General features: G+C 59.6%; 10 protein-coding genes and 1 tRNA gene. 6 read left to right on the top strand and 5 right to left on the bottom strand.

Translation table 11 applies throughout. From position 1 onward, the window contains the following. The first annotated feature begins 4 nt into the window (after positions 1-4). The 5 genes from P8S53_RS04360 (at position 5) to P8S53_RS04380 (ending at position 4,913) form a co-directional block, all read left to right on the top strand. Positions 5-1,291: a homoserine dehydrogenase gene (locus tag P8S53_RS04360; protein ID WP_277805942.1), complete on the top strand. Its 1,287-nt coding sequence runs from the start codon at positions 5-7 to the stop codon at positions 1,289-1,291. A gap of 116 nt (positions 1,292-1,407) precedes the next feature. After that, positions 1,408-2,370 (top strand): class II fructose-bisphosphatase, encoded by a 963-nt coding sequence (gene glpX / locus P8S53_RS04365; protein WP_277805943.1) that lies wholly within the window; start codon positions 1,408-1,410, stop codon positions 2,368-2,370. Between the two features lie 55 nt (positions 2,371-2,425). Continuing rightward, positions 2,426-2,992 (top strand): cysteine hydrolase family protein, encoded by a 567-nt coding sequence (locus tag P8S53_RS04370; protein ID WP_277805944.1) that lies wholly within the window; start codon positions 2,426-2,428, stop codon positions 2,990-2,992. Next, positions 2,985-4,751 carry a single-stranded-DNA-specific exonuclease RecJ gene (gene recJ / locus P8S53_RS04375; protein WP_277805945.1) on the top strand — a complete coding sequence of 589 codons (1,767 nt, stop codon included), beginning with the start codon at positions 2,985-2,987 and terminating at the stop codon, positions 4,749-4,751. The genes P8S53_RS04370 and recJ overlap by 8 nt, the downstream gene beginning before the upstream one ends. An 87-nt stretch (positions 4,752-4,838) precedes the next feature. Beyond that, a tRNA-Glu gene (locus P8S53_RS04380) sits at positions 4,839-4,913 on the top strand. Between the two features lie 32 nt (positions 4,914-4,945). Here P8S53_RS04380 and xerC read toward each other — a convergent pair. The 3 genes from xerC to P8S53_RS21405 are packed head-to-tail and all read right to left on the bottom strand — an operon-like array spanning position 4,946 to position 6,414. Then, positions 4,946-6,031 carry a tyrosine recombinase XerC gene (gene xerC, locus P8S53_RS04385; RefSeq protein WP_277805946.1) on the bottom strand — a complete coding sequence of 362 codons (1,086 nt, stop codon included), beginning with the start codon at positions 6,029-6,031 and terminating at the stop codon, positions 4,946-4,948. Continuing rightward, the gene (locus P8S53_RS04390) at positions 6,015-6,251 is read right to left on the bottom strand and encodes a hypothetical protein (RefSeq protein ID WP_277805947.1); all 237 of its coding nucleotides are present in this window, start codon (positions 6,249-6,251) and stop codon (positions 6,015-6,017) included. Before P8S53_RS04390 ends, xerC begins: the two co-directional genes overlap by 17 nt. Beyond that, on the bottom strand, positions 6,244-6,414 hold the full coding sequence (locus P8S53_RS21405) for an Arc family DNA-binding protein (protein ID WP_373418509.1): 171 nt from the start codon (positions 6,412-6,414) through the stop codon (positions 6,244-6,246). The genes P8S53_RS04390 and P8S53_RS21405 overlap by 8 nt, the downstream gene beginning before the upstream one ends. Before the next feature lie 94 nt (positions 6,415-6,508). Between P8S53_RS21405 and P8S53_RS04395 the strand changes: the two genes are divergently transcribed. After that, positions 6,509-6,793, top strand: coding sequence for an Arc family DNA-binding protein (locus tag P8S53_RS04395; protein ID WP_277805948.1), 285 nt, complete (start codon positions 6,509-6,511; stop codon positions 6,791-6,793). A gap of 253 nt (positions 6,794-7,046) precedes the next feature. Here the strand turns inward: P8S53_RS04395 and P8S53_RS04400 are convergent, their stop codons facing one another. Together P8S53_RS04400 and P8S53_RS04405 are read right to left on the bottom strand one after the other, a co-directional pair. Beyond that, on the bottom strand, positions 7,047-8,069 hold the full coding sequence (locus P8S53_RS04400; protein ID WP_277805949.1) for a restriction endonuclease: 1,023 nt from the start codon (positions 8,067-8,069) through the stop codon (positions 7,047-7,049). A 3-nt stretch (positions 8,070-8,072) separates the two neighbouring features. Continuing rightward, the gene (locus tag P8S53_RS04405; RefSeq protein WP_277805950.1) at positions 8,073-11,462 is read right to left on the bottom strand and encodes a type ISP restriction/modification enzyme; all 3,390 of its coding nucleotides are present in this window, start codon (positions 11,460-11,462) and stop codon (positions 8,073-8,075) included. Positions 11,463-11,631: the final 169 nt, after the last annotated feature.

The following is an 11,631-nucleotide window of genomic DNA, read 5'->3' on the forward strand; positions in this document are numbered from 1 at the left end:
GCTTATGACATCCCCATTGCGACTTGGTATTGCAGGGCTTGGCACCGTCGGGGTCGGTCTGGTGCGGATAATCCAGCGGAACGCGGATTTGCTGACACTGCGCACAGGCCGCGAGATCGTGATTTCTGCGGTCAGCGCCAAATCCCGCACCCGCAATCGCGGTGTCGACATTTCCGCCTATGACTGGGAGGATGATCCCGTAGCCCTTGCGCGCCGCGATGATGTGGATGTTGTGATCGAATTGATGGGTGGTGAAAACGGCCCCGCCAAGGCCCTGACCGAAGCCGCGATTGATGCTGGCAAGGATGTTGTCACCGCAAACAAGGCAATGCTGGCGCTGCACGGGCAGGAACTGGCCGAACGCGCAGAAGCGGCCGGCGTTGCACTGCGTTTTGAGGCGGCGGTCGCTGGCGGGATTCCGGTTATCAAAGCGCTGTGCGAAGGGTTGGCGGGGAACCGTATCACCCGTGTCAAAGGGGTGATGAACGGCACCTGCAACTATATTCTGACCCGCATGGAAGATGCGGGCCTGCCTTATGAAACCGTGTTCGAGGAAGCAAACCAGCTGGGCTATCTGGAAGCGGACCCGACATTGGATGTGGGCGGCATAGATGCGGCGCATAAGCTGACATTGCTTTCGGCCATTGCCTTCGGGGTGAAGCCGGATTTTGACGCCATCCAGACATCCGGGATCGAGCGTATCTCGATCGAGGATATTCGCGCGGCGGGGGATCTGGGCCTGCGCATCAAGTTGCTGGGCGTGGCGCGTGTGACGGGCCGCGGGCTGGAGCAGTCCATGTCGCCGTGTCTGGTGCCCGCCGACAGCCCGCTGGGGCAGTTGAAGGGTGGCACGAATATGATTGTCATCGAAGGTGACGCCGTCGAGCAGGTCATTCTGCGTGGTCCCGGCGCGGGCGAAGGGCCGACAGCAAGTGCCGTGATCGGGGATGTGGTTGATATTGCGCGCGGCATGCGGCTGCCGGTCTTTGGCCAGCCTGCAACCACGCTGCAAACCGCCATATCGGCCAAGGCGACGGCGGCGAAACCGTGGTATCTGCGTATGTCGTTGCTGGACAAACCCGGCGCGCTGGCCAAAGTGGCCGAAGCGCTGGGCAGTGCGGGTGTGTCCATCAATCGCATGCGCCAGTATGGTCATCAGGACACCCGCGCGCCTGTGGTGATCATCACGCATAAAACGACCCGCGATGCGATTGACCATGCCTGCACGCTGGCTGCCGGAACCGGCGTCCTTGTCGGAGAGCCGGTTGCAATGGCGATTGAGGAAGATTGAGTCGTTTTCGTCCCATTCATCCCCGGAGTTGGCGCAACCACGCCAGTCAAGGCTTGTGTCGGGCAAGCGGCGGGGTCTAGATAGCGTGAAAGCGCATCTCGCAAAGGAACCCCGCAATGACCACATCCCCCGAATTTCATGATCGCATGCTCTCGCTTGGCCTTGCCCGCGTGTCAGAGGCGGCAGCGCTTGCTTCTGCGAAACTTGTCGGGCGTGGCGACGAAAAGGCGGCGGATCAGGCCGCTGTGGATGCGATGCGCACACAGTTGAACATGCTCGACATTGCGGGACGTGTTGTCATTGGCGAAGGCGAACGTGACGAAGCGCCCATGCTGTATATCGGCGAAGAAGTGGGCAACGGGAATGGTCCCGAAGTGGACATTGCGCTGGACCCGCTGGAAGGCACGACCCTGACGGCCAAGGATTTCCCGAACGCGCTGACCGTTATCGCCATGGCCCCGCGCGGCACCATGCTGCATGCGCCCGATGTCTATATGGACAAACTGGCCATCGGCCCCGGCTATGCGCCCGACACTGTGACCATGGACATGTCCCCGTCAGAACGTGTGCGCGCATTGGCCAAGGCCAAAGGCTGCGCACCGTCGGATATTTCCGTTTGCGTGCTGGAACGCCCGCGCCATGAAGACATGATTGCCGATCTGCGGTCTACGGGCGCGGCGATCCGGCTGATCATGGATGGTGATGTGGCCGGTGTGATCCATTGCGCGGAAACAGACATTACCGGCATCGACATGTATATGGGGTCCGGTGGCGCGCCCGAAGGGGTTCTGGCGGCGGCTGCGTTGAAATGCATGGGCGGGCAGATCTATGGCAAGCTGCTGTTTCGCAATGATGATGAAATCGCGCGCGCGCGCCGCGCGGGAATCGAGGATCTGGACAAGGTTTATACCCGCGATGAAATGGTGACGGGCGATGTTATCTTTGCCGCGACCGGCGTGACCGACGGGTCCATCGTCAAGGGCATCCGCACCGAACCGGGTTGGGTGACCACGGACACGCTGCTGATGCGTTCGAAAACCGGATCGGTGCGGCGCATGACTTACCGCACGCCTATCTGAGGAACCAAACGGGGGGCGCCGCCCCCCCAACCCCCCCCGGAGTATTTTGGGCAAGATGAAACCGGATCAGAACACGGCCTTGCTGCTGATCGATTTCCAGAAAGGGTTTTCTGCGCCCCTATGGGGGGCGCGGAACAACCCTGATGCGGAAGCAAATGCCATGCGCTTGCTGGCGGCGTGGCGCACGGCGGGCGCGCCGGTTGTCCATGTGCGCCATCTAAGCCGCGAACCTGACAGCCCGCTTGGCCGTACGGGGGCTGCGTGGATTGACGGTCTTGCCCCGCAAGCGGATGAGGTGGTGTTTGAAAAGCATGTCAATTCGGCTTTCATCGGGACGGGCCTGCACGACTGGCTGTGCAGTCGTGATCTGGGCGCGCTGGTTATCGCGGGGCTGACGACGCCGCATTGCGTGTCTACAAGCTGCCGTATGGCGGCCAATCTTGGGTTTCAGGTCACCTTGGCGCATGATGCCTGCGCCGCATTCGCAAGCAATGCCGATACCAGTTGGTCCCCTGATGCGCCCCCTGTCACCCCGCAGCAGATCCATGACATGGCTATTTCGCAGTTGCATGGCGAGTTTGTGACAGCCCGATCTGCGGCTGCGATTTTATGCCATGAGTGATGCGCCGCTATTTCTGGGTGTCGGGCATTCCGCGACAGGGCGACGGTGGGTCGGCCCTGATGCGGCATCGGACCGGCTGGCCGAAACCATCGCCCAAGGCAGTTCGCTGCCGCGTGCGGTATGTGCGGTGCTTGCGCGCGCCGGTGTTATGCCCGATCAGGCCGAAGGCTACCTTATGCCGACACTGCGCGAGCATTTGCCGGACCCGCGCACCCTGCTGGACATGGAACCTGCCGCTGCACGTTTTTTGCAGGCCGTTGCGCGGCGTGAACGCATTGCCATTTTTGCCGATTACGATGTTGATGGTGGCGCATCAGCGGCACTGCTGATCTGCTGGCTGCGCGATATGGGGTGCCGTGCCACCTTGTATATCCCCGACCGCATTGACGAAGGTTATGGGCCGAATGAACCCGCTATGGCCGCGCTGGCAGACACGCATGAGCTGATTATCTGTGTTGATTGTGGCACCCTTAGCCATGGCCCTATCGCGGCTGCGAAAGGTGCTGATGTTATTGTGCTGGACCACCATCTGGGGGGTGAAACCCTGCCGGATGCAGTGGCGGTCGTGAACCCCAACCGGCAGGATGAAACCACCGATCTGGGCCATCTATGTGCGGCCGCCGTGGTGTTTCTGATGCTGGTCGAGTGCAACCGCCAACTGCGCGAGGGGGGCAAGACCGGCCCGGACCTGATGGGAATGCTGGATCTGGTCGCGCTGGCAACGGTGGCGGATGTTGCGCCCTTGATTGGTGTAAACCGCGCCTTCGTGCGGCAGGGGTTGCGTGTCATGGCCGAACGCAAGCGCGTCGGGCTGCGGGCGTTGGCGGATATCGCGCGGCTGGATACCGCCCCAAAGGCCTATCATTTGGGCTTTGTTCTGGGGCCGCGCGTGAATGCGGGCGGGCGGATTGGTGCGGCCGATCTGGGCGCAAGACTTCTGGCCACGGATGACCCGCATGAGGCCAGCGCACTGGCCGAGAAGCTGGAAACCCTGAATGCCGAACGGCGCGAGATCGAAGCGCATGTGCGCCTTGAGGCCCTTGCGCAGGCACAAGCGCGCGGTCTGGACGGACCACTTGTCTGGGCCGCCGCAGAAGGCTGGCACCCGGGCGTCATAGGGATTGCCGCAGCGCGCCTGAAAGAAGCCACAGACCGCCCCGCGATTGTAATTGCGCTGGAAGGGGACCTTGGCAAAGGGTCCGGCCGGTCCGTGCCCGGGGTCGATCTGGGGGCGGCAATCCAGCGGCTTGCGCATGAGGGGCTGTTGATCAAGGGCGGCGGGCATAAAATGGCCGCTGGCCTGACGGTGGCGCGCGCGCAGATGGAAGACGCGATGGCGCGCCTGGGCGATCTGCTGGCGCGACAGGGTGCCGCAGACAGGCCGGCGGCCGGTCTGAAGCTGGATGGCATGCTGATGCCAGGGGCGGTCACACCCGAACTGATTGACCAGCTTGACAGGGCAGGGCCGTTTGGTGCCAGCATGCGCGCGCCGCGTTTCGCCTTTGCCGATATGGCTGTCCGGTCCACGCGCCCCATGGGCGAATCGCATTTGCGGCTGCGCTTTGGCGGCGATCATGGCCCGACACTGGATGCTGTGGCATTTCGTGCGTTTGAAACGGACCTTGGGTCCTTTCTCATGACATCCCAAGGGCGCAGGATACACTTGGCGGGGCAAATCGAGATCAACCACTGGGGCGGGCGTCAGACCCCGCAACTGCGACTGGAGGACGCTGCCGCACCCGATGCAGGGCCGGAATGAAAAACTGATCATTTCATCTGACATTCTGCACGAAAACCACTTGCGCTGCCCGCGCGCTTTGCCTAAACAGCGCCTCACCACCAGCGTGGCCCGTTCGTCTATCGGTTAGGACGCCAGGTTTTCAACCTGGAAAGAGGGGTTCGATTCCCCTACGGGCTGCCACCACCTCCGAAGTATTTTTGTTTGCCAATGAGTTATGGCTCTAATCTGCTAACCTTAGCAGTGTGGTTAGCAGAATTGGGATCATCTCTCGAGCTGACCAGTCTGGCCATGGCTTTTTGAGCCATCAGTTTCTGATCAGCAGCTTTCGTGTATCGCGTGACTTCTGCTTCGGTTTCATGGCCAGTGATGGCCTTGACTTCTTGGTTGCTACAGCCTGCTTCTGCCAAGCGCCTTGCACAAGCTTTTCGTAACCCGTGAGACGAGCATGCTGGAAGCCCCGCTGCGTCACACATCTTTCGCATCCAGTTACCAAACCCAGCCGGGGAGAAAGGCTTGCCATATTCGGTCAGCACGAATGTGAGGTTCGTTCGGGGGGTTTGAGCCAGCACAACCTCGAGATCGGGGTGGATCGGTATTTGAAGCGACGCGTGCGTCTTCTGCTGTCGGACGGAAATCAGTTTGCCCTTAACATGCTGCCACCCCATTCGGACAGCATCAGAGCGGCGTTGACCTGTGCAAAGCATAAGTGTCATGGCGAGACGCGCTTTGCTTTCGATCGGATGGTGTGCTTCGAACGCAGCGATTTCGTCTTCAGTCCAAGTATGATAGCCGTCTCCGTGGCTTTTGAACCCCTTTAACCCTGTCAGGGGGTTAGCCTCTATCAGCTCCAGTTCCAAAGCATAACCCATCAACACCTTCAGTCGTTTAAGTAGCGAGTTGGCAGCTTCTGGCCTATCTGCCATCTCTTCAAGGATACGCTTGGCATGCCTGCGCTTGAAGCCAGCAACTGGGTTGTCGCCATACGCTTCCCTGAATTTGTCGAACTGAGCGCGATACGTCCGGCGAGTAGACTCGGCGAGGTTCTTGTAGTTGGGCGACCTGTAGTATGCATCGACCAAAGCCGAGATTGTGTTACGGCTTACAAATGTCGGTTGAACCTCCAGCTGGGCTTCACCCCTTATCGCCTTGTTGTAGGCTGCCCAGAACGGCTTGCTTAGCAGCGGTCCGGGAAGCCGAGCATTTGGCAGGCCGGGCTTCTTGAGATATATCCGCTCCTTCCCGTGGCGGTCACGATAGATATGGACAAAGGGCGGTCTTTCGTCATTTCGTCTGCGCATCGAACATCCTGTCCCAAGAGTTTTCTTCTGAAATCGCTTCCGCAGGGGTCGCTTTGCCTGATGCGATCACGACAAAGCCTCCATCCGGGAACATCCGAATTGCTGCTATTGATTTGCCAAGACCCCTTAACAGCGAGATGGCTTTCTTCGCCTCCACAACTGGAAACCTTGGACTGCGCTTCGCAGACGGCTTGTCTGCAATTGATGATGGTTTATCCATTGTTGCCTCGCTCGGCCGGTGGCGCGCTTTGCTGTGTGGCTTTCAGGATGGCTTTGACTTCGGCAGTCATCGATCGATCATTCCCGCTCGCCCTTTCACGGAGCCACTCTTTCAGTGTTTCGGGCAGCCGAAGTAACAGGGCAGCGGTTGTAGCGTCGGACATAATGTTCCCCTTTGCGCTTCTAGTGTGATATCTCAGGGATATACGCCGACTCGGTCGCCGTCAATATCCATATGATATATAAGGGATAGAAAATATGGCTGTAAGAAAGCGGGAAGGGCAGCAGCTTCTGCTCCGATTTGCGGAGGGATCAGACCTGCGAGACAGGCTTCAGGAGGTCGCGAAGGCGAACAACCGAACGATGACCCAAGAAATTCTGTTTCGGTTGGAAGCTTCGTTGTCCGAAGAGCGCGCGACAAATCCCGTGACGTCAGAAAGTGGCCTCAAGTTTCTGGCGGCGACGAAAGGCCAGTCAATCGCCAAACTGGACGCGCGCCTGAATGAGCTTGAGCAGCGCGTCAAGGCCCTAGAGGGTCGGTAGCCGTTATCCGCTGCCTGAGCATTATGTGAGCGCATCCAATGCGCGTGCAGCGCGTAGCGGCGCTGAATTCGTCAGGACGCGATCAGGCGCTGGTCTTCCGTCTGCCACGTTTTGGCTTCGGCGCGGCGGTGGGTGCTTCGCGGATGCGGGCCAGCAGGGTTTCGGCGGGTTCGTCGTTGGGGTCGCCTATATTCCTGAAGCAACACCCGACTCATCACGGTGAAGATATTCAAACGTTGGTCAAGATAGCCCTTCAGGGATTAGACAAGTCGGGAACGTATATCTGCTTTAGCGGAATCAGCGACCGATACCTCGGCGCGAGCATGGCATAGTTCTCTAGCAGCATCTCGACAAACTGTTCCCCGTCGATCAGGCGCAACTTGGCACGGTTCCGCTCCAACTCGACTGCCCCGCGTGCGTAGGAGCCGAGGTTGACGTATAGACCATACTCACCTTCGCCCAGCGTGCCGAGCAATTGGTCAACGTCCGGGCGCGGCGTCTGTTCGGTCCTGCGCTTGCATTGCACCTTCACGATAGGCGGCTGAAACCCCAGCGCATCCATATGCGCGATCACGTCAACGCCACCGTCACCCGATTTCGTCGTCACCCGGGTCGTGTAGCCCATACATTCGAGGATATGGGCCACGAAGTGCTCGAACTCGTGCCCGGTCATCCCAGCCATGATTCTGCGGATAACGAAATCGCTTGTGGTTCCCTCGGCCTGTCTGGCCACGGCCTCGGTTGCCGTGTCGTCGTCGGCTGCGTCTTCCTGTGTCTCGGGTCTGGCCTCGATCTGGTTCAGGGCGGGGCCGAGGTTGACCTTTGCCAGGAACTCAGCGGCGTGCACCCGCACCCTGAATAGCGTGATGAACGAACCGATTTCGTTAAGCGCGCTTTGGGTGAAATCTGTTCGAGGGAAATGGCCCAGCCACTCGACCACACGTCGGTTGGGGTATTCGTCGGGGTCGTCGGGCACATGGGAAGCCTCGCCCGTAAAGCGACCGATATTTACCATGCGATCATGCTTCGACGGATAAACCACAATATCACCCGCCTGAATCTCGTGAACGAACCGGAATAGAAGCCCGGCATATACCGGAACCGCACCTTCCTTCACATCGCGGATTGACTCACGCAGCGCCACCTTGAAGGCTTCGCGGTCGGCAGGGATCGTGCGCAGGTCGCCGAGCTCCCGCCAGCCAATAGCAACATAGCCGCCCTCGGTCGGTCGGTCGGAAACGTGCCCGCCCATATGGACGCCCCAGACTGTCGGCATTGTTCAGTCCTCTTCCCCGTTATCGTCGTCATCGTCGCCAAACAGACCAAGTTGCTTGTCCGAGGTATCCGCCGAATGCTTCGGTGCCTTGCGTTCGGCCTCGGACGGGCTGGGCAACTCGGCGGCCGTGAAGCAGGGACCGGCCACAACCTTGTCGAGCGTCTTCTCAAGCTCCGGTTCCATTGCAAGGGTTGCGTCCAGAACCCACAGAAGTTCCAGAAGCTCATCGCTCATGCGGGCAGTCCAGCGTTCGGGGCGAATGTCATCAAGGGGCGAGGATTTCTTGCCCGCCCGCTTCTTCATCCGGTAGCCCAGCCATGACTGCACGACCTTGAGGCCAGACACCTCGAACTCCCAGACTTCCGGCGCAACGGGGCCGAAGCGGCCATCCCCCACGGTGATTTCGCGGGTGGCAGGGTCATAGGAATATGCCTCGGGATAGTTCGCCGGGTTGTCGGAAACGCCCTTGATGATCTTGGCCGCGCCGGGCGGGATTTCGTCACCGCGCCCTTCGCCTTGAAATCGCTCGGCATAAGTGTGCAGCCAGATCAGCTTGCGCCCCAGCGCTGCCGCCTCGGCAAAGGTCGCGCCATCCTTGGTCACGGGGACACGCGGGCCGGGCGTCTCAAGCTCGTTCCAGAAGCGTCGAGTATAGGACTGCCCGCCAAGAACGGCATAGACATAGGAGGCAAGGTCCTCTGCGTCCGGCGTGGTGCCGTATTCCGCGCCAAGGGCATCGAGCATTCCGGCTGTCACGTTCGGTTCCGTTCCGGCTTCGTCCCGATAAAGGGGGATTACGTCCTTGCCGCCGAAAGAACCCCGGAAATGGTGCAAGTCGGGAATTGCAGCACTCACACTCACGGCCTGTCCGAAACCAAGCGCGGTCGATAGCAGTGTCGAGAAATACACTTGTGTTGCACCGTTCATACGCCAAAGCGGGGGCCGCAAACGGTCGCCCAAGCGGAAATCATACAGTGCGAAATGCCTATCAAACGAACGATAAGAAAACGGGATTGCCTGTGGCCGCGCCGAACTCTCAGTCAGCGAAATAATCGGCGGCTGGCCTTCTCCCGGTAAGTCGTCGCGCACTGTTTTCGTTATCTTCCACCCGCCTGTTTCACGAAACAACTTCTTACGCTCTGGCACCTTAGATTTCACCAAGCGATCCCACCGAGCATTTAGAACAGCAACAGTTTCTCCAATTGGCCAGTGCCTCTTAAATTGGGCTCCATTCAAGCTAACTGGGAAAATATCGACAATCTCTGGCCAAGCCGAATAATCGCCCTTTCCAATTGGCAGGAACGGCTTATGCCAGTCATCGGGGCAATCTCGCCAGACTAGCCCGCCAAAATCCGCAACGACTTCGAGTTGCGTCAACTTGCTTTCGCGGTCTGTTCCTTCGATCTTCGCATATCTAACCTTCGCGGGTTTGTCGGGCGACGGTTTCGCCGCCCGAACTCCGATAGCAATGGCCACCGGGGTCTGAATGCTAAACACGTTCGGCGTTTTTCGAGTGCCGAGATTGTCGCCGCCAAGGTCGATTATCCAAAGCTCGTCGAAGGTGCGCCGCATCACCTCTCGCACGCCGATAAAGCCCGGCCCCGCCAGATAGCTCGATGCAGTGATGAACGTAACAACCCCGCCGCAGTTCTGTTGCTCGAACAATCGCCACAGCGCCCAGCGCCAGAAATAAACGTAGTCGTTATAGAGGTTCTTGAGGTGAACGCCCGCACCCGCGTTCGAGGCTGGTTCCGTGAAATCTCTGAAGATTGGGCGTTCGGTCCTGTCGCCGCCTTCAACAACGGCCGTTGCAATATCCATTTTGCCTTGGCCTTTATCACCAAAGCGCACCCAACCGCCCTTGCGCTGCGTGTCCGTGTCGCCCTCCTCGATGGTCTGGCGATCATAGGGAGGGTTACCCAGACACACGAGAATATCGCCGCCCTGCTTCACCTTGCGGGCGGCCTCGTGCTCTTGCGTCAAGGCTTTATGTGTGAGGTCCAGTCCACCCGGCGGGGCTTTGTTCGGGCTTGATAGTGTGTCTGCCAAATAGATATTCAATCGCTTGGCAAGCTTTTCCTCGGGTTCACCGGCCGCCGCCTTGGCATCGTTCATCGCCCCTTCAAGCGCCTGTGTCAGCCGCAGATGCGCAACGGCATAGGGGCCAACCAGCACCTCGAACCCATGCATGTTCTCGGCCATCTGGCGGGCTCGGGCAGGCACCGCGCCGGGGCCAGATCGCGCGCGCACCTTTTCCAACCCGTGCTTCACTGCCGCAACGGGATAGGTGCCGGTGCCCACCGCCGGATCAAGGAACACCACGCCATCATCGGCAAAGCCCAGCTTTTTGCTGAACCGCTTTTCCAGCAGTTCCGAGGCAAGGCGCACCTGCAATTCAACCACCTCACGCGGGGTATAGTAGACGCCATAATCCTTGCGCAGCTTGGGGTCATATGCGGCAAGGAAGTCCTCATAGAAATACAGCCACAGGTCGGGCTTCGATTTCAGGAAGTCGTGGGGGTCCAGTGCTTCGAGGGATCGGCGCAACATCTCGAACCCGACCGCCAGTTCATCGCGCGCGGCCTTCTGGCCCAGCAGTTCGAGGGTCCGGGCCAGCAGGCCGTTGTTCTTGTCGAGGGTCTTCGCGGCCTCGGTCGGGTCGAGCTTGGCCGCACCGGAGAGGCGCGCCAGCAACATCGCATATGTCACCGTCTGGGCGTAGGCATCTGCGAATTTGGCATCATCGGAATCGGGGAAGAAAAATTGCCGCCATTCACCTGCGAGAAGCCCAACGGCGGAGCCGGGCTGGGCCAGCGCGGTTTCAACCTCAGACCGCAGGAATCGGCAGAGAGGGGCGAGATAAACCGCGAGCGGTGTCGGCTGATGCGGCACGTTCGGCTGCCAGCCTAGAAAGTCGCGGAACAGCCGCTCAAGCGCCTCGGCATCGTCGTTGGTGGTCGCAGCCTTGCCTTTTTCGGTCGGGTCGTCGTGCATGCGAACAATCGGCTGGCCATCCGGCCGTTCGCCACCACGATAGAGCGCCCATTCCCGCCCGTCTGAGTAGATCAGATTCGGTAGTCCCTTGAGCTTTTCCCATTGCTTCTTGTTATGCTCGCCCCTGAGTTTTGGCGCATCGGCACCGAGGCCCGGTGCCTTCAACTCGATATAGCCGCAGATCAGACCGCCGACATAAATTGCGATGTCGGGCCGGACCTTGTGTTCCGACAAATGCGTTTCGGTGCGGGTTTCAATGGTCAGGCCGTAGGTGTCCCCTGCAAACTTGAACAGGTCAGCGACCAGCGGTTTCAGTTGGTCTTCTGGTGAGGCCGCGCCGGGAAGTGAAAATTTTGCCTTGAGGGCCTCTGAAAATTCTTCGAGGTCGGATAGCTTCATTCAATCGCCCACTTCAACTTGAAATCGCATCTCGGTCTTTCTCGCTACCCACCTTGAGAACCGAGGGATGCCTCAGGACAACGCACAGGACGCTTCCTGAAGCGGTCGAGGATGACTTAAGCACTGCGAAGCCCCTCACGTCAAACACTTACGGACTCAGTGCGGCGTG

This window comes from Roseinatronobacter sp. S2 (assembly GCF_029581395.1).
Classification (GTDB): domain Bacteria; phylum Pseudomonadota; class Alphaproteobacteria; order Rhodobacterales; family Rhodobacteraceae; genus Roseinatronobacter.

Excerpts from the sequence above, each read along its gene's own strand:
- P8S53_RS04395 (WP_277805948.1), top strand. The coding sequence starts at position 6,509 with ATGGCTGTAAGAAAGCGGGAAGGGCAGCAGCTTCTGCTCCGATTTGCG.
- P8S53_RS04370 (WP_277805944.1), top strand. The coding sequence starts at position 2,426 with ATGAAACCGGATCAGAACACGGCCTTGCTGCTGATCGATTTCCAGAAA.
- P8S53_RS04360 (WP_277805942.1), top strand. The coding sequence starts at position 5 with ATGACATCCCCATTGCGACTTGGTATTGCAGGGCTTGGCACCGTCGGG.
- P8S53_RS04400 (WP_277805949.1), bottom strand. The coding sequence starts at position 8,069 with ATGCCGACAGTCTGGGGCGTCCATATGGGCGGGCACGTTTCCGACCGA.
- P8S53_RS21405 (WP_373418509.1), bottom strand. The coding sequence starts at position 6,414 with ATGTCCGACGCTACAACCGCTGCCCTGTTACTTCGGCTGCCCGAAACA.
- recJ (WP_277805945.1), top strand. The coding sequence starts at position 2,985 with ATGAGTGATGCGCCGCTATTTCTGGGTGTCGGGCATTCCGCGACAGGG.
- glpX (WP_277805943.1), top strand. The coding sequence starts at position 1,408 with ATGACCACATCCCCCGAATTTCATGATCGCATGCTCTCGCTTGGCCTT.
- P8S53_RS04390 (WP_277805947.1), bottom strand. The coding sequence starts at position 6,251 with ATGGATAAACCATCATCAATTGCAGACAAGCCGTCTGCGAAGCGCAGT.
- xerC (WP_277805946.1), bottom strand. The coding sequence starts at position 6,031 with ATGCGCAGACGAAATGACGAAAGACCGCCCTTTGTCCATATCTATCGT.
- P8S53_RS04405 (WP_277805950.1), bottom strand. The coding sequence starts at position 11,462 with ATGAAGCTATCCGACCTCGAAGAATTTTCAGAGGCCCTCAAGGCAAAA.